The sequence below is a fragment of the Rhodococcus sp. NPDC019050 genome (assembly GCF_055664235.1).
Window position 1 is genome coordinate 66,234 of sequence record NZ_JBVOON010000012.1, and the last position, 23,485, is coordinate 89,718.

General features: G+C 66.3%; 22 protein-coding genes and 1 pseudogene. 18 read left to right on the forward strand and 5 right to left on the reverse strand.

What is annotated here, in order from left to right; translation table 11 throughout:
• Window positions 1-66 precede the first annotated feature (66 nt).
• The 4 genes from AC0B44_RS13895 to AC0B44_RS13910 all read left to right on the forward strand — a co-directional run bounded on the left by AC0B44_RS13895 (window position 67) and on the right by AC0B44_RS13910 (window position 3,173).
• Window positions 67-390: a YbaB/EbfC family nucleoid-associated protein gene (locus AC0B44_RS13895; RefSeq protein WP_471903507.1), complete on the forward strand. Its 324-nt coding sequence runs from the start codon at window positions 67-69 to the stop codon at window positions 388-390.
• Window positions 391-399: 9 nt separating this feature from the next.
• Window positions 400-1,008: a recombination mediator RecR gene (gene recR / locus AC0B44_RS13900; protein ID WP_471903435.1), complete on the forward strand. Its 609-nt coding sequence runs from the start codon at window positions 400-402 to the stop codon at window positions 1,006-1,008.
• A gap of 74 nt (window positions 1,009-1,082) precedes the next feature.
• Window positions 1,083-1,604, forward strand: coding sequence for a TetR/AcrR family transcriptional regulator (locus AC0B44_RS13905; RefSeq protein WP_471903508.1), 522 nt, complete (start codon window positions 1,083-1,085; stop codon window positions 1,602-1,604).
• Between the two features lie 111 nt (window positions 1,605-1,715).
• Window positions 1,716-3,173, forward strand: a complete 1,458-nt coding sequence (locus AC0B44_RS13910; RefSeq protein ID WP_471903509.1) for an MFS transporter — start codon at window positions 1,716-1,718, stop codon at window positions 3,171-3,173.
• Window positions 3,174-3,207: 34 nt separating this feature from the next.
• On the opposite strand, the gene AC0B44_RS13915 is transcribed toward AC0B44_RS13910, so the two are convergent.
• Together AC0B44_RS13915 and AC0B44_RS13920 are read right to left on the reverse strand one after the other, a co-directional pair.
• Window positions 3,208-4,173 carry an oxygenase MpaB family protein gene (locus tag AC0B44_RS13915; protein ID WP_471903436.1) on the reverse strand — a complete coding sequence of 322 codons (966 nt, stop codon included), beginning with the start codon at window positions 4,171-4,173 and terminating at the stop codon, window positions 3,208-3,210.
• A 5-nt stretch (window positions 4,174-4,178) separates the two neighbouring features.
• Window positions 4,179-5,719 (reverse strand): annotated as a pseudogene (locus AC0B44_RS13920) (aldehyde dehydrogenase family protein).
• 201 nt (window positions 5,720-5,920) lie between these two features.
• On the opposite strand from AC0B44_RS13920, the gene AC0B44_RS13925 reads away from it, so the two are divergent.
• Complete coding sequence (locus AC0B44_RS13925; protein ID WP_471903510.1) at window positions 5,921-6,619, forward strand: GntR family transcriptional regulator; 699 nt, start codon at window positions 5,921-5,923, stop codon at window positions 6,617-6,619.
• Between the two features lie 62 nt (window positions 6,620-6,681).
• Window positions 6,682-7,524 carry an oxygenase MpaB family protein gene (locus AC0B44_RS13930; RefSeq protein WP_471903437.1) on the forward strand — a complete coding sequence of 281 codons (843 nt, stop codon included), beginning with the start codon at window positions 6,682-6,684 and terminating at the stop codon, window positions 7,522-7,524.
• A 62-nt stretch (window positions 7,525-7,586) separates the two neighbouring features.
• On the opposite strand, the gene AC0B44_RS13935 is transcribed toward AC0B44_RS13930, so the two are convergent.
• From AC0B44_RS13935 to AC0B44_RS13945, 3 genes are read right to left on the reverse strand one after another with little or no spacing between them, the layout of a single operon-like run.
• Window positions 7,587-8,063 carry a DUF4334 domain-containing protein gene (locus AC0B44_RS13935; RefSeq protein WP_471903438.1) on the reverse strand — a complete coding sequence of 159 codons (477 nt, stop codon included), beginning with the start codon at window positions 8,061-8,063 and terminating at the stop codon, window positions 7,587-7,589.
• 10 nt (window positions 8,064-8,073) lie between these two features.
• Window positions 8,074-9,186: an NAD(P)-dependent alcohol dehydrogenase gene (locus AC0B44_RS13940; RefSeq protein WP_471903439.1), complete on the reverse strand. Its 1,113-nt coding sequence runs from the start codon at window positions 9,184-9,186 to the stop codon at window positions 8,074-8,076.
• The gene (locus AC0B44_RS13945) at window positions 9,183-10,445 is read right to left on the reverse strand and encodes a TetR/AcrR family transcriptional regulator (RefSeq protein WP_471903440.1); all 1,263 of its coding nucleotides are present in this window, start codon (window positions 10,443-10,445) and stop codon (window positions 9,183-9,185) included. Before AC0B44_RS13945 ends, AC0B44_RS13940 begins: the two co-directional genes overlap by 4 nt.
• A 252-nt stretch (window positions 10,446-10,697) precedes the next feature.
• Between AC0B44_RS13945 and AC0B44_RS13950 the strand changes: the two genes are divergently transcribed.
• From AC0B44_RS13950 to AC0B44_RS14005, 12 genes are all read left to right on the forward strand, one after another.
• A complete protein-coding gene (locus AC0B44_RS13950; protein ID WP_471903441.1) occupies window positions 10,698-11,687 on the forward strand; it encodes an NAD(P)H-dependent flavin oxidoreductase in 990 nt (329 codons plus the stop codon).
• Window positions 11,684-12,466: an enoyl-CoA hydratase gene (locus tag AC0B44_RS13955; RefSeq protein ID WP_471903442.1), complete on the forward strand. Its 783-nt coding sequence runs from the start codon at window positions 11,684-11,686 to the stop codon at window positions 12,464-12,466. The genes AC0B44_RS13950 and AC0B44_RS13955 overlap by 4 nt, the downstream gene beginning before the upstream one ends.
• 288 nt (window positions 12,467-12,754) lie before the next feature.
• Window positions 12,755-14,368 carry a fatty-acid--CoA ligase FadD5 gene (gene fadD5 / locus AC0B44_RS13960; RefSeq protein WP_471903443.1) on the forward strand — a complete coding sequence of 538 codons (1,614 nt, stop codon included), beginning with the start codon at window positions 12,755-12,757 and terminating at the stop codon, window positions 14,366-14,368.
• Window positions 14,369-14,436: 68 nt separating this feature from the next.
• Window positions 14,437-15,246, forward strand: a complete 810-nt coding sequence (locus AC0B44_RS13965; protein ID WP_471903444.1) for an MlaE family ABC transporter permease — start codon at window positions 14,437-14,439, stop codon at window positions 15,244-15,246.
• Window positions 15,246-16,109, forward strand: coding sequence for an MlaE family ABC transporter permease (locus tag AC0B44_RS13970; protein WP_471903445.1), 864 nt, complete (start codon window positions 15,246-15,248; stop codon window positions 16,107-16,109). The genes AC0B44_RS13965 and AC0B44_RS13970 overlap by 1 nt, the downstream gene beginning before the upstream one ends.
• Entirely contained in the window at window positions 16,106-17,392 is a 1,287-nt protein-coding gene (locus AC0B44_RS13975; RefSeq protein ID WP_471903446.1) for an MCE family protein, read from the forward strand. The genes AC0B44_RS13970 and AC0B44_RS13975 overlap by 4 nt, the downstream gene beginning before the upstream one ends.
• Complete coding sequence (locus tag AC0B44_RS13980; protein WP_471903447.1) at window positions 17,389-18,411, forward strand: MCE family protein; 1,023 nt, start codon at window positions 17,389-17,391, stop codon at window positions 18,409-18,411. The genes AC0B44_RS13975 and AC0B44_RS13980 overlap by 4 nt, the downstream gene beginning before the upstream one ends.
• Window positions 18,408-19,445 carry an MCE family protein gene (locus AC0B44_RS13985; RefSeq protein ID WP_471903448.1) on the forward strand — a complete coding sequence of 346 codons (1,038 nt, stop codon included), beginning with the start codon at window positions 18,408-18,410 and terminating at the stop codon, window positions 19,443-19,445. Before AC0B44_RS13980 ends, AC0B44_RS13985 begins: the two co-directional genes overlap by 4 nt.
• The gene (locus AC0B44_RS13990) at window positions 19,442-20,557 is read left to right on the forward strand and encodes an MCE family protein (protein WP_471903449.1); all 1,116 of its coding nucleotides are present in this window, start codon (window positions 19,442-19,444) and stop codon (window positions 20,555-20,557) included. Before AC0B44_RS13985 ends, AC0B44_RS13990 begins: the two co-directional genes overlap by 4 nt.
• On the forward strand, window positions 20,554-21,612 hold the full coding sequence (locus AC0B44_RS13995; RefSeq protein WP_471903450.1) for an MCE family protein: 1,059 nt from the start codon (window positions 20,554-20,556) through the stop codon (window positions 21,610-21,612). The genes AC0B44_RS13990 and AC0B44_RS13995 overlap by 4 nt, the downstream gene beginning before the upstream one ends.
• Window positions 21,609-22,820: an MlaD family protein gene (locus AC0B44_RS14000; protein ID WP_471903451.1), complete on the forward strand. Its 1,212-nt coding sequence runs from the start codon at window positions 21,609-21,611 to the stop codon at window positions 22,818-22,820. Before AC0B44_RS13995 ends, AC0B44_RS14000 begins: the two co-directional genes overlap by 4 nt.
• 1 nt (window position 22,821) lies before the next feature.
• Window positions 22,822-23,397 carry a hypothetical protein gene (locus AC0B44_RS14005; protein ID WP_471903452.1) on the forward strand — a complete coding sequence of 192 codons (576 nt, stop codon included), beginning with the start codon at window positions 22,822-22,824 and terminating at the stop codon, window positions 23,395-23,397.
• Window positions 23,398-23,485 lie beyond the last annotated feature (88 nt).

Sequence of the window (23,485 nt, forward strand, 5' to 3'; positions counted from 1 at the left end):
TGCCGGTGGACGACTACCCTTGACAGACAAACGTGCAGAAAGGACGTGTCCGTGCAACCCGGTGGAATGCCCGATATGCAGCAACTCCTCGCCCAGGCCCAGCAGATGCAGCAGCAGCTGATGGCCGCACAGAACGAAATGTCCCAGGAGGAGGTCACCGGTCAGGCCGGTGGAGGCCTGGTGACCGCGACCGTGAAGGGCACGGGCGAAGTCGTCGCCGTGCATATCGACCCGAAGGTCGTCGATCCCGACGATGTCGAAACCCTGCAGGACCTGGTGGTCGGCGCGATCGCCGACGCTTCTGCGAAGGCCCAGGAGAGCGCCGCCGAGAAGCTCGGTCCGCTCGCCGGCGGTCTCGGCGGCGGCATTCCCGGCCTGCCCGGTTTCTAGAGGTTCACGTTGTACGAAGGACCGGTACAGGACCTCATCGACGAGCTGGGCAAGCTTCCGGGCGTCGGCCCCAAGAGCGCCCAGCGCATCGCGTTCCATCTTCTGTCGGTGGAGCCCCCGGAGATCGACCGTCTCCAGGCGGCGCTGCAGAAGGTGCGCGACGGGGTGCAGTTCTGTGAGGTGTGCGGCACCGTTTCGGATCGCGAGCGCTGCAGGATCTGTGCCGATCTCCGCCGCGACCGCACGCAGATCTGTGTGGTCGAGGAGCCCAAGGATGTCCAGGCGATCGAGCGCACCCGCGAGTTCCGTGGTCGTTACCACGTGCTCGGCGGTGCGCTCGATCCGCTCAACGGCATCGGGCCGGACCAGTTGCACATCCGGGAACTGCTCACCCGGATCGGCAACCAGGAGGACGGCGTCGACGTCTCCGAGGTGATCATCGCGACCGACCCCAATACCGAGGGGGAGGCGACCGCGACCTACCTGGTGCGGATGCTGCGCGACTTCCCCGGGCTGACCGTGACGCGGCTCGCGTCCGGCCTGCCGATGGGTGGAGACCTCGAGTTCGCGGACGAACTCACCCTCGGACGCGCGCTCTCGGGCCGGCGAGCGATGTGACCCGCGGGGCCGCGGAAGAAGCTTCGCCGGGGGAGCCCGAGAAGCGCCGCCGGAGTTCGGAGGAGACGCGCAAGCTGATCCTCGATGCCGCGGGCAAGGCGTTCGCGACCAGGCCGTATCGCGACATCACCCTGAAGGACATCGCGGTGGATGCGGGCATCAGTGCGCCGCTGATCATCAAGTACTTCGGCTCGAAGGAGCAGTTGTACGAGGCGCTGGTCGATTTCCAGGCCGGTGCCCAGATGTTGTTCGATGGCCCCTTGGAGACACTCGGGGAGCGGATGGTCGCGGCGTTCGCCCGGCCGCTGGAGCCGTACAAGCCGTTGTCCATGAACATTCTGTTCATGAGTGGGGCCAGCGACGAGAGCACCCGGTTGCTCCGCGAGAACTACTCGACGCAGATGATCGATGCCCTTGCCGCGAGACTGCCGGGCGCCGATGCGAGGTTGCGCGCCGAACTCGCGATGTCGGCGGTGATGGGGCTTGCGATCATGCGGCGCCGGATGATGCGGGAGCACGCCACGGGCACGCGGGACGAGGTCGTGGCTCTCTACGCCCCGGTGGTGCAGCAACTCCTGGACGGTCGGCGGGACTGAGCCGGAAAGTGAATCCTCTCACTCGTGTTGAGGGGTGAATGGTTGTTCACCTAATATGGTGAACAGCCATTCACCTCGCCGAGGAGTAGTCACTTGACGGTTTCGGTCCCGCTGCGGCTGTCCGTTCCTCGCCGCTTCCGCACTGTGTCCCGAACCCGCGGAGACGCCCCCGCGACCCGCCGTCCGGACCTGCGCCGATTCGTCTTCGCCGTGCTCGCCGTCGGCGCGGTCTTCCAGGCGATCATGCAGACGGTGATGGTTCCGCTCCTGCCCAGCATGCCGGGCTTCACCGGGGCCGGACCGACTGCCGTCTCGTGGTTGGTGACGGCGACGTTGCTGGTCGGCGCGGTGATGACCCCGATCTTCGGCCGTCTTGCCGACATGATCGGCAAGAAGCGGATGCTTCTGATCGCGTTCGCCTTGATGACGCTCGGATCGTTGATCTGCGCCCTGACCTCGAATATCGGGCTCCTCATCTTCGCCCGCGGCCTGCAGGGGGCGGGCGCGGCGGTGCTCCCCATCGGCATGGCGATCCTGCGCGAGGTGTTGCCCCGTGAGCGCGTCGACCGTTCGGTCGCGATGCTCAGTTCCACCCTCGGAATCGGCACCGCCGTGGGAATCCCCTTCGCCGCCGCGATCGTCCAATTCGCCGACTGGCACCTGTTGTTCTGGGTGACCGCGGCGATCGGTGCGGGTGTCGCCCTCGCGGCGTGGTTCGTCATTCCGGAATCGGACAGCCGCGCGGGCGGACGGTTCGACGTGGTGGGCGCGGCCGGGTTGTCGGCGGCGCTGATCTGCCTGCTGGTGCCCATCACCCAGGGCAGTTCGTGGGGCTGGACGAGCCCGGCAGTGCTGACCATGGCGGTGTGCGCAGTATTCCTGTTCGGCATCTGGGGCGTGCAGCAACTGCGCAACCGCAATCCGCTCGTCGACCTTCGCGTCGCCGCTCGCCGATCGGTTCTCACCCCGCACCTGTCCGCGCTTCTCGTCGGTTTCGCGTTCTACGGAAACACCCTCATCACCACCCAGTTGCTGCAGGCGCCGCGTGGTGAGGGGGCCGGCTACGGACTGACCATCCTCCAGGCGGCGGCCTGCCAACTCGCCGCGAGTTTCGCCATGATGATCTTTGCGATCGTGGCGTCGCGGATCACCGAACGATTCGGTCCGAAGGTGACGATCATGATCGGCGCGGTGTTCCTGCTCGCCGGCTACGGCATCCACGCGGTCCCGGACAAACCGCTCTGGGTCGTCGTGGCCGCGATCTTCGTTGCCGCTGTCGGTACGTCACTGGTGTACTGCACGCTGCCGGTACTGATCCTCGGAGCGGTACCGCTGGAACAGAACGCGGCGGCCAACGGTGTCAACGTGCTGCTGCGCACGGTGGGCAGCACGGTGTGCAGCGCAGTCGTCGCCTCGGTCCTGGCAGCGCACGCGTTCGCGGGCGGCGTGAGCACCGCCGGATTCGTCATCGCCTACCTGGTCTGTGCGGGATGTGCGATCGTTGTGTTCGCCTCCGCTTTTGCACTGCCGTCACGAGATGCACGACGGCCCCGCCCGGCGAAGGTGTGACCTCGCCGGACGGGGCGTTCGCGCTACGGGATTCTCAGTTCTCCACGCCGAGGTCGCGCGGACGGTAGCCGAGCGGGTAACCCGGATACGTCCGGTTCGACGGGTTGGTCGCAGAGAGCGACGACCGCCGCTTGGGCAGTCGGCGGACGAACGCTGACCGCGCGCGCAGCGCACCTTCGGTCACCGCGCGCATCCGCGGGGAGCCCTTGGGGAATCCGAACGCCGCAGCCATGCGATCGTCGATCAGGGAGTACACGACCTTCGCGACCCCACCACGAAGCGGCTTGGGGTACCACGACTGGAACAGTCGGAGCGTGTAGGTGCCGATCGCGTGGTTGTCGTCGCTGTAGAAGAACTTCGTCCGTTCGTACTCTTCCTTGAACCGGTGGAACTCCTGGAACGTCTCCGGAATGTCCTTGATACCCATGCGGATACCGACCTGCCGGTAGAAGTAGAAAGACGCGAGGCGCTCGTTCGGGTGCAGGCGCCGCCACCCGTAACTGTCGATCCAGTCGATCGGGTCGTAGACGAACGTCGACAACACGTACAGCATGTCGTCGTTGTCGATCGAGTACTTGCCGTGCATCCGGTTGATGTTGCGCAGCGACTCGCGCCCACGTTCGGCGTCGTAGCCGTGCTCGACGAGTTCGGCCATGAGCAGCGCCGTGTCGTCGTAGCGCTTCTGCGGCCGCTTCTCGAATTCGCCGGTGCGGGCGAGGAGTTCGGAAATGGTGGGAACGCAGTACGTGCGGAACAGCGCGAACTCGAGGGAACGCTGGTAATCCCAGGGGAATTCGTAGCCTGCGCTGATCCGGAGGATGTCCTGGTGCTGCGTCACCGGGTCGAGCTTCTCGATGACCTTCACCCAGCCCATCCGTCCCCGATGCGCGCGAGGGTCGGGATCCGGGGGCGGGAAGGTGGTCGCCTTCTCGATACGAGCTTCCGGGCTCGCGACGACGGCCGCCTTGCGGCTCCGGGTGCGCGGAGGAGTGGTCGTCATCGCGATCACCTTCCGTGCATGTACTTGAGCATGAGTTCGGAGATCCGCAGGTCGCGTGCCGGCCGCTCGAGGCTCATCAACTTCAGGGGCGAACTGAACCTTTCCACCGTGACCGACTTGGGCCGGCTGAACTCACGAAGGCCGTCGGCACCGTGGATGCGCCCGAAGCCCGACTCGCCGACACCACCGAACGGCAGCGATGCGATGGCCGCGAAGCCGAGGACGGAGTTGACCGACACCATGCCGTTGCGCAGGCGCTCGGCAAGTTCGCGTCCCTTGGACTTGTTGCCGATGAAGATCGACGCGCCGAGGCCGTATTCGGTGCCGTTGGCGCGGTCGACCGCCTCGTCCAGGTCGCGGACCTTGTTGACCACAACGGTGGGGCCGAAGGTCTCTTCGCAGACGGCAGTGGAGGTTTCGGGAACGTCGGTGAGGATCACCGGTCCGATGACCAGGCCCTGGATCGAGTCGAGGCCGCCGAGCACGGCCTTGCCGCCGCTCGCGAGCGCGTCCTCGATGTGGCCGCGCACCACGTCGACCTGACGGGGGAGGGTCATCGGGCCGTAGGTCGAATCGGAGTCGCCACCCGGCTTCGCACGGGAGACCGTCGCGGTCAGCTTGTCGAGGAACTCCCGGTACGCGGGCTCTTCGACGTAGATCCGCTCGACACCCGCGCAGGTCTGGCCGGCGTTGCCGAACGCGCCGAATGCCGCGAATTCCACGGCCTTGTCGATGTCGGCGTCGGCCGCGACGATCATGGCGTCCTTGCCGCCGCACTCGGCGACGAGCGGTGGGTCAGCGTTTCAGCGCACGCGGCCATGACCTTGCGTGCAGTGGGTCCGGAACCGGTGAACGCGACCTTGTCGACGCCCGAACGGACCAGCGCGGAACCGGTTTCACCGAGACCGGTGATCACCTGGAATACCGGTTGGCTGGGCGCGATCGAATTCCACTTGTCCTCGAGCCACTTTCCGACGCCCGGGGTCAGTTCACTCGGTTTGAAGACGACCGCGTTTCCGGCCGCGAGCGAGTAGGCGATCGATCCCATCGGTGTGTAGACCGGGTAGTTCCACGGGCCGATGGCGCCGACGACGCCGAGCGGCTTGTACTCGAGGGTGGCTGCCTGGTTGAAGCTCGCGATACCCGAGGGAACCTTGCGGGGACGGAGCACCTTCTTCGCGTTCCGCGCCGCCCAATGGAGGTGCTCGACTGCGAGCATCACTTCGAGGAACGCGTCCCCGTACGGCTTTCCGGTCTCCCGCGAGACGACGGAGGCGAGCGAAGTGGCATCGGAGGCGATGGCCTTCTTGAACTCGAGCAGCCACTCACGGCGACCGCGGAATCCCTGTGCGTCCCACCAGCGCGAGGCGATGCGTGCCCGGTCGACGGCGGCGGCGACCTCGGCAGCGTCGGCGATGGGGTATTCGGCGATCACCTCGCCGGTGCGCGGGTCGAGGCTGGCGAAGGTGCCGGAGTTCTCCGAGGTGGACACAGTCTTCGCGGTAGCCGCGTCCGACGTCTCCGAGGTGCTGAGATTCTGAGTCATGGTCGCTGCTTCCTGTGGACCACATCAAATATATTTGATGTGATAGCTGTAGTGGACATCACATTAGGCGCTGTCGCGGTGATTGGACAACCCCTGTGTGCAGTTGTCCGGACTACTCCAGGAGACGATATGTCGGCACCCACACCCAGCCCCGACAAAGCCAGCGAACGGAGCGGGATTCGACTCCGCACCGGGTTGCCGATGCGCCGACGGCCACAACTGTCCGACGAGGTCGCGGGCCATCTGCGCAGCTCGATCATGTCCGGCGCGCTGCGGCCCGGCGACTTCATCCGGCTCGACGAAACAGCGGCCGAACTCGGGGTCAGTGTCACTCCTGTCCGCGAAGCTCTGCTCACCCTTCGCGGCGAAGGGATGGTCGAATCCGCGCCGAACCGCGGCTACCGGGTCTCACCCCTGAACCGGTCCGACATCGACGACATCTTCTGGTTGCAGGGGCAGATCGCCGTGGAACTGGCGTTGCGCGCGGTGGACCGGGTGACGGCCGAGGATCTCGTCCGGCTCGGTGAATTCAACGAGCGGTTGCGCCAGCTCGTCGTCCTCCCCGGCGGCGGTACGCCGGACGTGGAACGCATCGCGGACGCGGAATTCGATTTCCATCGGGAGGTCAATCGCATCGCCGACAGCCCCAAGCTCGCGTGGTTCCTCAACAACGCCGCACGTGCCATCCCGTACCGCTTGTACGCGCGTGACGCCGGCTGGGGCACGAAGGCGGTTACGGCTCACACCAAGCTCATCGAAGCGATGCGAATCCGCGATTACAACGAGGCGATCACGCAGACCCTGGTGCAGTTCGACGATGCGGCGGCCAGATTGGTCGAGCATCGCCGCCGGGTGGTGGCCGACGGTCCGGTGTCGCAGGACGAGCACTTGCCTATCTGAACACGCGTGTGCACAATTCGGGTAATCGTGCTGCGCCCGCATATTTCCCGTCAGGAGACCTCATGGTGACCCGCACCGAAGAGCGCTTGCCCCGCGTCGCCGGAGAGCCCCGTCCCATTCCGCCCGGTTCCGTCGACCTCGCCGATTTCGTCGGCGAATCCATGTTGCTGCTCGGAGCGGGGGCCACCGTTCTGCTCCAACTCGCGCTCCGAGGCGTCGGACACGGCGTCGCCGACCACAGCACCACGCTGGTGCGGCCCCTCGACCGGTTGCGGACCACGATGACGTACGTCTACGCAGTCACACTCGGTACTCCCGAGGAGAAGCGGCAGATCGTGCGCATGGTCAACAAGGCCCACGTCCCGGTCAATTCGGAGACCTACAACGCGTTCGATCCCGAACTCCAACTCTGGGTTGCGGCCACGCTCTACCGCAACGGTGCAGAGATGTACTCGCGGGTCTTCGGCGAACTGAGCGAAGCCGACCTCGAGCACCTGTACCACCAATCCTCCGTCTACGGAACGGCACTCCAGGTCAAGGAAGACATGTGGCCGTCCACCCGAGCCGAGTTCGAGGCGTACTGGGACGAGATGATCGCCTCGGTCGAAGTCGACGGCAAGGTGCGGGCCTTCACCCGCAACCTGCTCACCGGCGGCGACGCCCCGTTCGCCGTCCGTACGGTGATGCCCCTGCAGCGGTTCATGACGATCGGGCTTCTCCCGCAACGATTGCGCGAGGAGTTCGGACTTCCTTGGACCCGGCGTGACCAGCGACGGTTCGACCTCTTCTGGAAGGTCTTCCCGCCGCTCTATCGCCGCGTCCCGAGGCCGGTCCGGCAATTGTCGGCCACGTACTACCTGCACGACATGCGCCGCCGGATGGCCGCGCAAGGGCACCTCATCTGACGGCAGAAGCGACGTGGCCGACTGGGCTCGGCCACGTCGTCACCGCGCTCACGCGCAGGTGGTCAGAGTGCCACGTCGCGTTCGAGGCCGAACCAGTAATGCTCGCCGCCGTCGAACACGAGTTTTCCCTTCCCGTTCATCACGCCGATCAGGGTGTCGTCGTCGACCTTCTTGAAGTGGTCGAAGACGGGCATGCCGTCGTAGACCATCGTCGCGGTGACTTCGCCCCGGAATGCGATCTCCCACAGGCTCGCCTCCCCACGACCGGTCTCCTTGTCGGAGAACAGTTCTCCGTCCTCCCGGCTGCACACGAGGGGTTGCACCTCGGTCTCGGAGACGAACGACTTGCCGTACCAACGCGACGCGGCGAGGAGTCCGTGGGTCCGATGCCCGGTGTCGAAGCTGAACCCTTTCCACCGATATCCGACGAGATCGTCGATCCGTGCGGGGGTGAGATGCGGCCACAACGCGTCGAGTTCACGCGGATCGATCGACTCGGTGCGGGCGCGCAGGTCCGCGACTTGCCGGATCACGTCCATGTCTTCTCCTCTAGTTGTCGAATGTCAGAACTGCCTTGACGACCTCGCCCGAGCGCACGGCATCGAGGGCGTCGTCGAGTTTCGTGAAGTCGAAGGTGCGCACCAGTTTCTCGACGGGGAATCGGCCGTCGCGCCACAGGTCCGCGAGTTCGGGAAGGAAGCGATGTGGATCCGCGTCGCCTTCGATGACTCCGGTCAGCGTGCGGCCGCTGAGCAGATGGGTCTGATCGACCGTGATCGGGTTGCGGCCCGCGCGCAGACCGAGTGTCGCGCACACGCCGGGGCTACCCAACGACGACAGTGCCTGCCGGACAACCGATTCGCTTCCGACGGATTCGACCGCGAAGTCGGCTCCGCCACCGGTGAGGCGACGGAGGTGACGACCGAGGTCGTCGTGTTCGTCGGGCGATGCCACCTCGGTGGCTCCGAGTTCACGCGCGAGGTCGTGGCGGCGACGGTTGGGGTCGATACCGATGACGTTGGCGCACCCTGCGATCCGTGCGGCCATGATCGCGGCCATCCCGACCGCGCCGAGACCGAACACGACGATCGACGAATCGGGCTCCGGCCGAAGAACGCGCAGAACGGTTCCCGCACCCGTGGCGAGCCCGCACCCGAGAGGGCCGGCAAGAGCGGTCGGTACCTCCGGTGGTAGGCGCACCGCGTTGCGTTCGGTGGCCACCACCAGCGACGAGAACGACGACTGCCCGAACCAGTTCCCGTGCAGCGGAGCATCTTCGGAGTCTCGGAAGACGGTGGTGCCGTCGGACCGGGTGCCACCGTAGTTGAGAGGTGCGAATCGGCTGCAGTACGAGGGACGGCCCCGCGTGCAATTGCGGCACTGCCGGCACGAATCGAAGCCCAGCACCACTGCGTCACCGACCGCCAGCCGCGACACGGCGGATCCGACCTCGGTGACGATTCCGGCCCCCTCGTGCCCGAGAACGATGGGCACCGGTACGGGGACGCCACCGGCCGCCGCGGTGAGGTCCGTGTGGCAGATGCCCACACCCTCGATCCGGACGAGAACTTCGTCGGGACGCAGGTCTGGGACCGTAACGGTCTCGAGTTGCAGTGGGGTGCCGTACTCCCGCAGGACTGCCGCGGTCGCGGTGCGGCTCATCCCCGAGCCTCGTTGCCGTCGCTTCCGCCGAGCAGTACCGCGAGCATCAATTGCTGGACGCGACGCCGATTGGACTCGGTGGACCGGAACCGCATCACGGTTCCGGTGTCGAGGACGACGTTGAGGGCGGCGTGCACGAGGAAGCGGCATTCCACAGGGGAGAGGTCGCTGCGCAGTTCACCGACGAGGCGCGCCCAGTCTTCGATGTTGAGACGCTGGATGTTCCGCAGGTCGCTGCGGTCGTGCGCAGGCAGGTTGCCTATTTCGGCGAAGTAGACCGACATCAGCGCACTGTGCTCGAACGACAATCGGACGTAGAACTCGGCCAGCGTCTCGAGTGCCTGCCCGGGGGTCGACGACTCGGTGAGAGCCGAGCCTACGGCTACCGCGACACGGTCGGCGGCACGGCGGAACGCGGCGACCAGAAGTTCGGCTTTGCTCGGGAAGTGCCGGTAGACGCCGGACGCGTTGATGCCTGCCGTCGCGCCGATCTCCTCGATACTCACCTCGTGGTAACCACGGGCATCGAAGAGCAACACCGCCTCGTGGAGCAGCACCTCGCGCTTGTTCGCGAGGGTGAGTCCCTTGGGCGTCGACGTCGTCTCGGGCTCGGGGACATCGGGTACGAGCGGGACCGCAGCGATCGCCCGGCATGCGTCGAGAAGCAGTTGCTCCAACCGGCGTGTGGACAACGGCGCCCGGTGGGTGGTGATCGAACCGACGACGCTGAGCGTCGCGGTGCTGAGCAGGACGCAGTCGGCGCGGGTGAGTTCGGGGCGCAACCGCGAGAGGGTGTGTGCGAGCCGCCCGTTGATGGCCACCATCTTAGAGCGGATCTCGCTGCGGTCGTCGCTGGTGAGATACCGCCGCTCCCAGCGATACAGGCCGCCGGTGCGCCGATTGTCGATCGTGGTGCGGATGAGGGAGGTGACCTGGCGATCGAGGACGTCGGCGGGATCCGAGTCGTGGCCCACGTCGAGTTCGTTCACTGCGCCTTCGAGTGCTTCGGCGAGTGTGGCGACCGCATGGTGGAACAGCGCGTACTTGTTCGGGAAGTGCCGGTACAGGGCGGGGCCGGAGATGCCCACAGCCGAGGCGATCTCGTCGATGCTCACTCCGTGGTAGCCGCGCTCGCTGAACGCCTCGGCAGCGACGGTGGCGATCTGGGCCTTGCGGTTCTTGGGCCGGCGGCGCGGTGCAGGAGCGGCGGGGCCCGCCTTCGCGCGCGTGCGCGCCTCGACCTGCGCGTGTTCGGGCACCGGGCCTCCTCGTGGTTTGTTCGGCGCGGCCCACGACGGGCCGAGGGTAGATGGTCGGCCTCAAAGGTAACAGCCACACCCCCGCGAACGGAACGCGCGGGTTTGTCGGCATCGACGCAAAAGTGCAGTACAGAACGTATTGACAAACACAGGGGGAGACCGCAAAGTTAACACCAATTCTCCATGCGCTTCATAGCACTGTCGTAGGGAATCGTGCCGCGCACAGGCACATCCAGGATCCGAGGGGGACCCGTGAGAACTCGATTCACCGAAATGTTCGGTGTAGACCACCCCATCGTCCAGGGCGGGATGATGTGGGTCGGTCGCGCCGAACTCGTTGCGGCCGTCGCGAATGCAGGCGCGCTCGGTTTCATCACGGCCCTGACACAACCGACCCCGGAAGACCTTGTCCGCGAGATCGAGCGGACCCGCGAACTGACGGACAAGCCGTTCGGCGTCAACCTCACCATCCTCCCGTCGATCAATCCGCCCCCGTACGCCGAATACCGGCAGGCGATCGTCGACTCGGGCATCGAGATCGTCGAGACGGCCGGATTCAACCCCGCCGATCACCTCCCCTTCTTCAAGGACGCCGGCATCAAGGTGATCCACAAGTGCACCAGCGTTCGCCACGCCGTGAAAGCGGAACGGATCGGCGTCGACGCGGTGAGCATCGACGGCTTCGAATGCGCCGGGCACCCCGGCGAGGACGATGTGCCGGGCCTGATCCTCATCCCGGCCGCAACCCGTCAGCTCACGATTCCGGTGATCGCCTCGGGCGGTATCGCCGACGCACGGGGTCTCGTCGCTGCCCTCGCGCTCGGTGCCGAGGGAGTGAACATGGGCACCCGGTTCATGTGCACGGTCGAGTCGCCGGTGGCGCAGGAGGTCAAGGAGCAGATCGTCCGGAACACCGAACTCGACACGAAACTCATCTTCCGCACGCTCCGCAATACCGCTCGCGTGGCGAAGAACGCCGTGAGTCAAGAGGTCGTGGAGATCGAGTCGCGCGGAGCGGAGTTCGGGGACATCCAGCATCTCGTCGCGGGTGCGCGTGGCCGGCAGGTCTTCGAGAACGGAGATCTCGACGCGGGAATCTGGTCGGCGGGGCAGAGCCAAGGTCTGATCGACGACATTCCCACCGTGTCGGATCTCGTCGCGCGCATCGTCGGCGAGGCCGAGGACATCATCACCTCCCGGCTCCAAGGGTTCGTGGGCGCTCCTTCGGAGGTCGGGGCATGACCACCGCGACCACCGTCGAAGGACTCCGATCCGAACTCGCCGACGGGATTCTCCGGCTCACGTTCTCCCGCCCCAAGCGAATGAACGCGATCGACCTGCCGACGATGAGGGCGCTCAGCGACGCGATCACAGCTGCCGGCACCGACACCCGGGTGCGCACCATCGTCATCACCGGCGAAGGCAGGGCGTTCTGCACCGGAGCGGATCTCGTTGCAGGCGCGGCAAATCCACAGGACCCTACCGTCGTGATGGATGCCACCAGCGTCCTGATGCGGGCGATCACCGAGGTTTCCGTTCCCGTCATCGCCGCGGTCAACGGTCCTGCCGCCGGTGTCGGCGTGTCGATCGCCCTCGTCGCCGATCTCACGTACGCGGCCGAGAGCGCATACTTCCTGCTGTCCTTCGTCAACATCGGGTTGATGCCGGACGGTGGGGCGAGTCTGCTCGTTCCGGCCGCAATAGGACGCGCCCGCGCTGCCGAGATGGCTCTTCTCGGTGAACGTGTCGGCGCAGCGGACGCAGAACGGTTCGGCCTGGTGGCACGTACGGTGCCGGACGGCGAATTCGCGGCACACATCGACAAGGTGGCCGCACACACCGCGCGGGGTCCGCGACGAGCGCAGGAACTCACCAAACGAGCACTCAACGCCGCGACCCTCCCGATCCTCGACGGTGCGCTCGCGCGGGAGAAGGAAGGTCAGGTCGAACTGCTCACCTCGGCCGATTTCGCCGAGGGTGCCATGGCAATGCTGGAGAAGCGTCCCGCTCGCTTCGCGTAGCCGCCCACTCACGCCTCACGGCATGCACTTCCCGGGGGAGGGCCGCGGACGGCACGCCGTTGCCCTCTGCGCCCTCCTCCGGTGAATCCACAGTTCACAGCTGTCTTTCTGCTTCGGCTGCGGCACCGCCGCGCTGCGGATCGCGACCCGTCCACGCGCTCGGCCGGCGAGAATCTCCGTTAACAAAGCTCTGGTCTGAACCTCGCTCGGCCTGTAACGTGCCTCACACATCGACAGACTCGGCTTCTGCCGGGTCCGCCTTCCTGCCCCGCCACGAGAGGACCATCGATGGTGCCCCCCGAAGCCACCCCCGGATCCACGAACTCCCGATCGACTCTCGCCGAGTCGGCGCGCTTCCGTAGCAACAACTGGAACAACCAGGTTTCCCGGCACGCGCTGATGATCCCCGACCGCACAGCCCTGCGGTTCCTCGGTGAGTCGATCACCTGGTCCGAGCTGGACGCACGAGTCGAGAAGCTCGCAAATGCGCTGTCCCGCCGAGGCATCGGGTTCGGTGACCGGATCATCGTCCTGATGCTCAACCGCCCCGAGTACCTCGAGACGGTTCTGGCTGCCAACGCACTGGGCGCCATCGCCGTACCCGTGAACTTCCGCCTGACCGCGCCGGAAGTGGCATTCCTCGTCGCCGACTCCGGTGCGAAGGCGATCGTCGCGGAGGGCCCCCTCGTTCCGCTTGCCGCTGCTGCTCGCGATCAGTCCGAAGGCATCGAACTCTTCATCACGCTCGGTGCCGAACTCTCGGGTGACGCGGTGGGTTACGAGGCACTCGTCGTCGAAGAGGGCGAGACCCGAACCCCGGTGGAGATCCCCAACGACACACCGGCTCTTATCATGTACACGTCGGGCACCACCGGCCGGCCCAAGGGCGCGGTGCTCACCCATTCCAACATGGAAGCCCAGTCGCTCACGTGTATCCGGGCCTTCCGCCTGTTCGACGAGAGCGGCATCGGGTTCTGTGCGTCCCCGATGTTCCACATCGCGGCGCTCGGTTCGATCGCGCCGAGTCTGATGCTCGGCACCACGACGGTCATCCACCCCGTGGGCGCCTTCGATCCCGAGGTGCTCCTCGATGTCCTCGAAGCGGAGCAGGTCACCAGTCTGTTCCTCGTTCCCGTGCAGTGGCAGGCAGTGTGCGCAGCTCAACAAGGCAACCCGCGGAAGCTGAAGCTGCGCAACATTTCCTGGGGTGCGGCGCCGAGCTCCGACACCATCCTGCGAGCGATGGCCGAAACCTTCCCCGATGCGTTCAACGTCGCGGTGTTCGGACAGACCGAGATGTCGCCGATCACGTGCGTTCTCGACGGTGAGGACGCGATCCGCAAGCTCGGGTCCGTCGGCCGGGTCATCCCGACCATCCAGGCCCGCGTCGTCGACGACGAGATGAACGACGTGGAGCCCGGTCAGGTGGGTGAGATCGTGTACCGCGGCCCGACCATGATGCGCGAATATTGGAACAACCCGACCTCCACGGCGGACGCCTTCTACGGCGGATGGTTCCATTCCGGCGACCTCGTGCGCGTCGACGACGAAGGGTTCGTCTACGTCGTCGACCGCAAGAAGGACATGATCATTTCCGGCGGTGAGAACATCTACTGCGCCGAGGTCGAGAACGTCCTCTTCGGCCATCCGAAGATTCTCGAAGCCGCACTCATCGGCCGTCCGGACAACAAGTGGGGCGAAGTCCCGGTGGCAGTGGTCGCGCTTGCGGCCGGCACCGACGATCTCACCATCGAGGAACTCCAGCCCTACCTCAACGATCACCTCGCCCGGTACAAGCATCCGAAGGAAGTCGTGATCGTCGAGGCGCTGCCTCGCAACGCCAGCGGCAAGGTCGTCAAGGGTGAACTCCGCGGCGGCGTGTCCGCGGTGGCACAGGGCTGATTCGCCGCCCCGGCCGACCGTAGAGAATCAGGACCGGTCCGTGGATCAGTGAAAATGGGAGGGGGGAAATGACTTTCGAGCTGCCCAAGCCTAAGGGCCCGGCCCACGACCTTGCGATCCAGGTCGGTGCACTCGTCGGTTTCTCCCTCGAGACTCTCGTCGCCACGGTCCGCGTCCTGATTCGCCGTCGTCTCTCGGTGTCCGAGACGGTCACTCAGTCGTTGTTCATCGCGAAGGTCTGCAGCGGACCGGCACTGTTGCTGATGCTCCCGGTCGGGGTGCTGATCGCGGTGTCGGTCGGATCGCTGGCAGGCCAACTCGGTGCGGGCGCCTACTCCGGCGCGATCGTCTCGTTCGTGGTCGTGGGCCAGGCCGCCGCGCTCGTCTGCGCACTCATGCTCGCCGGGGTCGGAGGGTCCGCGATCTGCGCGGATCTCGGATCGCGCACCATTCGTGAAGAGATCGAGGCCATGGAGGTCATGGGTCTCAACGTGGTCGAGCGGTTGGTGGTGCCGCGACTGCTCGCGTCGGTGCTCGTCTCGCTGATGCTCTGTTCCACCGTGACCCTTGTCGGCGTCACCGCGTGCTATCTGTACGAGATCTACCTCAACGACGGGTCCGGGGGAGCGTTTCTGCGCACCCTCGGCGAGTACGGCCGGCTGTCGGATTTCGCGACCGCCATGTTCAAGTCCGCGTGCTTCGGCATCACGTCCGCGCTGATCGCGTCCTTCAAAGGCCTCCATGCCAAGGGTGGTCCGAGCGGTGTCGCCGACGCTGTCAACGAAGGTGTGGTGCTCGCTTTCGTCATGGTGTTCGTGGTCAATACCGTTCTGTCCCAGATGTACACCGTGCTCGTTCCGGCAGTGGGCACCTACTGATGTTCTCCTATTCCACTCTCATCCGCGCACGATCCGTGACGCATCGCCCGGTGGCGGCGACCGTCGACGGTTTCGCGTCGATGGGCCGGCAGGTCGTGTTCGCCGGTAAAGCCGTCGCCGGAATCCCCACCGCTCTGCGCCGGTATTTCCGTCACGTGCTCTTCCATATCGGTGACGTCAGCTTCGGGTACGCGTCGCTGCTGGCCGGTGGCGGCACGATCGGCATCGTGTTCGCGATGTCCGGGGTGGCCGCGATGATGGTGGGCGTCGAAACCCAGCGCGGACTCGAACTGATCGGCATGACATCGCTGTCGGGCATGCTCTCCGCAATCGCCAACACGCGGGAACTGGCCCCCGTCGTGGCCTCCATCGCGCTCGCCGCGAAGGTCGGGACCGGGTTCACCGCGCAACTCGGCGCGATGCGCATCTCCGACGAGATCGATGCGCTCGACGCGATGGCCGTGAAATCCATTCCGTTCCTTGCCAGCACCCGTCTCGTCGCCGCCGCCGTCTGCGTGATCCCGATCTACATGGTGGGGTTGCTCGCGTCGTTCGTCGCGACCCGTCTGGTGGTCGTCAACTTCCAGGGCAACTCCGCCGGCACCTACGACTACTACTTCCACCTCGCGCTGTCGCCGTCCGACCTGTGGTACTCGCTGATCAAGGCGGTGGTGTTCGCGATGATCGTCGCGATCGTGCACTGCGCCTACGGGTTCTATGCCTCCGGCGGACCCGAAGGGGTGGGACAGGCAGCGGGACGGGCACTGCGCACGAGCATCCTGGCCATCGGTGTCACCGACGTCGTGCTCACCTTCGCCCTGTGGGGTCTGGTCCCCACCATCCCGGGAGTGGGAGTCTCGTGACGTCCCCGCGCCTCGTGCCGCGGCCGCTTCCGGGCCAGCCCTTGCCGCGCCCGACCAACAAGACGGCCGGTCTCAGCCGACCGGCCCTCGCACTGGTCGGGATGGTCTCGACCGTGGTCCTCGTCGTCACCGGAGTGCTGCTCGTCGCGTCCGGCGCCGGTTCGTTGTCGCGCGACCCCAAGGTCACCGCGACCCTTCCGGCCGACGCCGGACTCATCTTCGGTTCCGCGGGCGTCCAGTACCAGGGCGTGCACGTGGGAAGTCTCGTCGGACTCGACGCCGGCGTCACCAGTTCCCGCCTGACGATGCAGATCGACGCGGCGCAGATCTCCGAGATTCCGGCGTCGGTGCGGGTCCGTGTCGTGCCCCGCACCCTATTCGGCGACGTGTTCCTCGAATTGGTGCCACCGGAGGATCCCGAGCGCGGTCGACGCCTCGCCGAGGGCGCCGAGCTGAGTGTGGACACGTCTTCGGAGGCCGTGCAATTGGCAAACCTCTACTACCGTGCCGCCGCATTGATGGAACAACTGCGTCCGGAGCAGCTTTCGGTTGCGCTCGACGCGATGAGCCAGGCGTTGCAGGGCCGGGGCGCAGGTCTCGGGGAGACGATCGACCGCATGTCCACGCTCGCCACCGACCTCGGTCCGCTCGTCGACGCGGGTATCGCAGCGGCCCCTCAGGTCGCGACCGTGAACGAAGCGCTCTCGGCGGCCACCGACGATGTCGTCACCATCATGGCGAACGCCTCCGAACTGTCGCAGGTCGTGCTCGAGCGTGAGGACGGTATCCGGCGGTTGCTGTCCGGGGGCGCGTCGCTCGGACAGGAAGGCGCGGCCCTGTTCTCCGCCAACACCGGCAACATGATCTCGGTGGTGCGGAACGGGGCGCCGGTCATGGGCGCGTTCGCAGGAAACACCACCGGACTCGACGAGACCCTTCGCTACCTGTCCATCTTCGGCGGTGCCGGTGCCCGAGTCTTCTCGACGGGCCGGTTCAACATCACCGCCGTCCCCGATTTCGCCGACCCTCTGCCGTACACGGCGGACGATTGCCCGAGATACCCGGGGATGGACGGCGCCAACTGCGGTGACCCCGTCCGGACGTCGGCGCAGAACGGGCCGTCGATCCGGGCCGCGTCGGCCGAGCGTGCCCCACTGGGTTATCTCGAGCAGATCGCGGCGGGCATCGCGCCCGACGCGGCGGCCCCCGGCATCGACCCGTCCGCGGCGGCGTCGCTGCTGCTCGCGCCGTTCGTACGCGGAGCGGAGGTGAGCATCCCGTGAGCGCGGTTACCGGTCCGGCGCTGCGTCTGGGAGCGTTCTGCCTCGTCGGTGTCGTTGCCGCGGTCGTCGTCGGCAACACCCTCGACCAGCCCGTCGTCGGTTCGACCCGTGAATACTCCGCCGAGTTCACCGACGTCGAGGGGCTCACGCCCGGAAGCGATGTCACCCTCGCAGGAGTCCGTGTGGGCAAGGTGGCGGAGGTCGCTTTCGCGCCGCAGGAGGACGGAAGTTCTCGCGCGCTGGTCCGATTCGATATCGAATCCGATCAGCAACTCACTTCGGATGTGACCGCGAAGGTCAACTACGGAGACATGATCGGAGTCCGGTACGTGGCCTTGCGCCTGCCGGACGACACCACGGGCGGGGTGCTCGAAGAGGGTGCGACGATCCCCCTCGAACGCACCGCTCCGCCCGTCGATCTCACCGCTCTGGTGAACGGCTTCAAACCCCTGTTCGAAGCGATCGATCCCGCACAGATCAATGCGCTCGCGGTCTCGGTGGTGGAGGCGTTCCAGGGGCAGGGCGGAACCCTCGAGTCGTTGCTTCTGCACGTCGCGTCCGTCAGCGCAGACATGGTCGAACAGGAGCAGGTGTTCAACGAGGTGATCGGCAACCTCGAACAACTCGTCACCGTGGTGGACCGGCGCAACGAGGAGGTCTCTTCCCTGATCTCGGGTATGACGGCGGTGAGCCAGGCACTCGCGGGCGATTCCACGCAACTCGCGACGCTGGTCGACCGCGGTAGTTCCGCCGTGCGCGCGACGGCCGCGCTCATGTCGGGCGCGGTCACCCCGCTCGACACCGCGGTGACGGATCTGCGGGTGATGACCGACGCGTGGATTCCGCAGACCGAGAACTTCGACCAGGCGATGGCGGGCCTCCCCGCACTCGCCGACAGCCTCAACCGAATCGGCGATTACGGCGGTTGGCTCAACCTCTACATGTGTAATTTTACCGTCCTGTCGGGAGATTTCGAGACGAATCTTCTCGGCACCCGTTACTCGGAGGTGTGCCGATGAAAGCGGCACGTGAGGCACGGGACGTGATCGCGACGATCTTCTCGGGACGCCACGACCGGAATGCGAATCCGATCGTCCTCGGGGTGGTCGGTATCGCCGTGGTTGCCGTCGTCATGGTCGACGCACTGGCACTGCCGCAGGTGACCTACCTGCTCAGAACGCACTCCTACACAGCAGAATTCGCCAACGCGGCGGGCCTCGCGCCGAACGACCCGGTGTATGTGGCCGGTGTCCCTGCCGGACGCGTCGAAGGGCTCGAGATGGCGGGCGACCGCATTCTTGTGGATTTCCGGATCGACCGGGCGCAGGATCTGGGCGACCGCACGACGGCGGAGATCAAGCTCAAGACCATCCTCGGTAAGCGGTATCTCTCCGTCACACCGGCAGGCGCCGGTGAACTCGCCGACGATCGGGTCCCGCTGTCCCGCACAGCGGTGCCCTACAGCCTCGACGAATTGACCACCGATGCCCAAACCGTCAGCGAGGGACTGGACATCGACGCGCTCGAATCGATGATGCAGACACTCACCGACACCATGCCTTCCGACTCCCAGCACATCGCTGATGCGCTCGCCGGGGTCGAAGCGACCTCACAGATGCTGGTACGCAACGATTCCCGCATAACGTCCCTGCTGCGCTCGGCGAAGTCGCTGACTTCGGTGGTGTCCGCGCAGAGCGAGGACGTCTCCGTCCTGGTCCAGAACGCCACCGCGGTCGTGACCATCCTCGCCGACCGCAAGGAGGCACTGGTCGTCCTCGTCGAAGATCTGCGCGAACTCACCGAGACCACGGCGGGGTTCCTCACCGACAACTCCGGTGAAATCGATGCTCTGCTCGTGAACCTCGAATCGGTCACCGCGACGCTCGAAGCCAACGCCGCGAACATCCGCGAAATCCTCACGAAGCTTCCGGCCGGGCTCCGCGCCGCGACCGATGCGTCCGGCAACGGAAACTGGGTCGACGTGCACGCCCCCGCCGGTCCGATTCCCGACAACGCGTTGTGCAGCATCGGCGTGATGGAGGGGTGCAATTGAGCGGGACCGTAAGAACATGGCTGGTACGCGGCGTCGCGGTCGTCGTCGTACTGGGTCTGTGCGCGGCAGGCGTCTGGTACATCGTGGGGCCCGACCGCACCAGACCCGTGGTCGCGCAGTTCGCGTCGGTGAACGGGATCTACCCCGGCAGCAAGGTGGCCGTGCTCGGACTTCCTCTCGGGACCGTCGAGGAGGTGCGGCCGGCAGGGCGCGTCGTCGAGGTGACGATGACGGTTCCGAGCGAGGTGACGCTGCCCGCCGACGTCTCGGCGTTCGTCATGAATCCCGCCGTGATCAGCGACCGGTTCATCGAACTCGGCCCGGCGTACCGAGGTGGCCCGGTCCTGCAGGACGGCGACGTCATTCCGGTCGAACGCAGTCATGCGCCGATCAACTGGGATGAACTCCTGGAGAGCGTCGACCTGCTCGCGGCGGCGCTGGGACCCGAAGGCGGTGAACTCGGCCGCACCCTCGACGTCGCGGCCGACGCGACCGCCGGCATGGGCGAGGACATGAACCGTGCGATCACATCTCTGAGTCAGGCCACCGCGGTCATCGGTGCCAAGTCCGAGGACATCGGCGGGGTCGTGGACGATCTCGCGGTCGCGATCGGCGCCGTCAATTCCCGGGAGGGCGACCTCGCCGCGCTCGTCGACGGAATGGGCGACCTGGGCGAGGAATTGCAGCGTCAGGATCTCGATGTCGCTACCCCGATCGATCAACTGACCGTGGTTCTCGACCGACTCGACGCACTGCTCGCCGATCGCGGCGGCGACATCGAACAGATCATGGCGAATGCGAAGACTCTCACCGATACGTTTGCCGCACACGAGGTCGGCTTCGCCGAGATCTTCGACGTGCTGCCGCTCGCGATGCAGAACATCGACAACGCCATCGGGCCCGACGGCCGAGCGCGCATCCGGCTCAACATCTCCACGCAGATCGGGCAGTTCCCGCGCGCGCAGGAACTCTGCGCGCAGGAACCGTTGCCGCTGTGTACCGGTGCAGGATTCACCAACCCCATCACCGTGCCGTTCGACCTCTCCGATCCCTACGGAGACCTGGTACCCGAGTCCCTGGACCGGGCATTGAACGAAGGGGGCACACGATGACGAGAGCCCTTCGCGCGGCAGGGGTCCTGGCGTCGGTTGCGGTGCTGTCCACCGGGTGTGGGCTGAGCCTGCACGAACTACCTCTCGGCCGCACTGGATCCGGCGACACCTATTCGGTCACGGCGGTGTTCGAGAGTGCCGACCGGCTCGACCCGGGAGCCGAGGTCCGCGCCGGCCAGGCCGTCGTGGGCCGTGTCCACACACTGCGTACCGACGGCACACGCGCATACCTCGATCTCAGCATGTCGTCGTCGGCGGAACTCCCCGCGAACGTCGGTGCATCCGTGCGGCTTCCGTCGGCGCTGGGCAGCCCTTTCGTGCAGATCGACATGCCCGAGGAGCCTTCCGCGCAGTTGCTTTCGGACGGCGACACGATCGAGCGGACGGAGGTGGGGCCGGACATCGAATCGACCTTCGCCATGCTGGGACAGGTCGTCAACGGCAGTGGACTCGACCAACTCCGCACCATCACCGCCGAACTCAACGCCGCCTTCGGAGGTCGCGGCGAGAAGATCCGCGACATGCTCACGCGTCTGGAGTCCACGACGGCGCTGGCCGACGAGAACAGCGACCACTTCGAGCGCACGCTGGTCGCGGTCGAGTCGGTGTCGGGACGGCTTGCGCAGCAACAGGAATTGCTCGATCGCAGTATCTCCGACAGTTCACGCATGGTGACGTTGCTCGCCGAGCAGCAGCAGGACCTGACCACTCTCGTGTCGAGTACGGCCGCGGTGTCGGAGTCGGTGGACACCGTGATGGGTGATTCCGGGACGATCGGTGGCGCGGTGGACGACCTTGCCGACATCACTTCGGGCATCAGGGATTTCAACAATACCGTGGAGGCGGCTCTCGTCAACATGAACCTGTTCATGGACGGTTTCAGTCGCGCGACGCCCGGCGACTACTTGATCTTCGACGGCGCCTTCGACATTCCCGCCGCAATCGATCTGCTGGTGACCGGTGGTGTTCCGCTCGACGGGGGACCGGCTGTGCCGATGCCGCAGGCCGACGTCGCGGTGGGCCTGCAAGATCTTCTCCGGGGCGATCTACGGTGAACCGCTCGGTGAAGGTGCAGGTCACCTTGTTCGTTATCGTCGGGCTTCTCGCGACGGTCTTCGGAATCCGGTACGTGCTGGGACCCCAGAGCCTCGGCGGTGCCATCGAACTCCGGGCGCACCTGTCCGACGCACGCGGGATCGGTCCGGGCACATCCGTGACGTATCGAGGCGTCGCGGTGGGAGAAATCGACTCCATCGAGGTGGCGCCGGGCGGCCTCGGGTCCGACGCGGTGCTCTCCCTCGATCCGGGAACACAGATCCCCGTCGGCAGCACTGCGCGGGTGGTCACCGCTACGGCGATCGGAATCCTCACGCTCGACATCGAGCCGGAGAAGGACGACGGCCCGTACCTCGGGTCCGGCGACGAGATCCTCGTGCCCGTCGAGGATCAGAGCCTCCGGCTCGATCAGATGCTGATCCGGATGACGTCGTTGATCGAGAGCCTGGACGCAGACTCGCTCGTTACCCTCGGCGACACCTGGGGAACCGCCCTCGAAGGGACCGGACCCGACCTGCAGGCGCTGCTCGAGAACGCCGACACCTTGTCGCGGATGGTGGAAGAACGCGCACCCGCCATTGCGACGTTGCTCGACGAGGGACTCGATCTCGTCGACGCCCTGGCACGCAACTCCCAGTCCTTCCCCGGCACGGTCGAGGAGGTGCGAGACGTGTCCGACCAACTGGTCGGCAGCAGGGACTCGCTGGTGTATCTGCTCGACCGTTCGCCGGACGCTCTGGCACGCACCGAAGAACTGTTCGCGGCGACCGAGGACAACTTCGGAGTGCTGCTCACCAACCTGGTGACGGTCGGCGAGGTGCTGGGGCCGAGGAGTCCGGCCCTGGAAGCGGGCCTCGTGTCGATGCCGGCCGCGTTGAAGGATCTCGACCGCGTCGTCGTGGGCGACCGTGGCAACTTCTCCCTCGTGGCCACGCAGGGGCCGGTGTGTTACTACGACACCCCGCGCCGCACGATCCCGGACTACGGTCCCCGGCAGCCGAATCTCTCGCTCTACTGTCCTCCGGGCGAAGACCTTGCCCAGCGCGGCGCCCGGGTGGCGCCGAGGCCGAACGGCCTCGGCCTGCAGAACCAGACCACTCCGGGTGGGGTGACGGGCCCCGACATCGCCGACGATCCGCTGCTCATTCCGACCGGGGTGGAAGCGCTGAACTACTGGCAGAGACTGTTGGAAGGATTGGGCAACTGAGATGACACGAGCCACCGGTACCTCGGAGGACGCAGCCACGACGGATGGCGGCACGGGAGACGACACCGTGGCCGTGTCGCCGGACACGCGGCGCACATCCGGGAGGGGCGGATCGGCACGATGGGCGGTGGTCGTCCTGATCGCGGCGCTCCTCGCCGCCGCGGCGTTCTTCGGGTTCCGGTGGTGGCAGGCGGAGGAAGATGCCGCTCTGCGCGCCGAAGCGGTGACGAAGGCGCGTGAGTACGCGGTCGTGCTGGGCACGTACGACTACCGCTCCTTCGACGATTCGCTTGCCGCCGTCACCGCGAATTCCACCCCGGAGTTCGCTGCCAAATACGAAGGTGTCGCGGGTGATCTGCGGGGACTGGTCGAGAACGGTCAGGGAACGTCCGTCGCACGCGCCGACCACGCCGGCCTCGAGAACCTCGACGGCGGGACTGCCACCGTGCTCGTCTTCCTCGATCAGGACGTCACGAATGCGGTGGTGCCCGACGGCCGCACCGACGCCACTCGCTTCGTCATCACCTTGAAGCGAGTGGACGATCGCTGGCTGCTCGACGGCGCCGACGCCGCATAGCCGACCCTCGTCACCGGACCACGCCGCCCCGACGACGGCACACTCGCGTCGTCGGGGCGGAGCGACCGGTCCGGTCGGGGATGGGTCG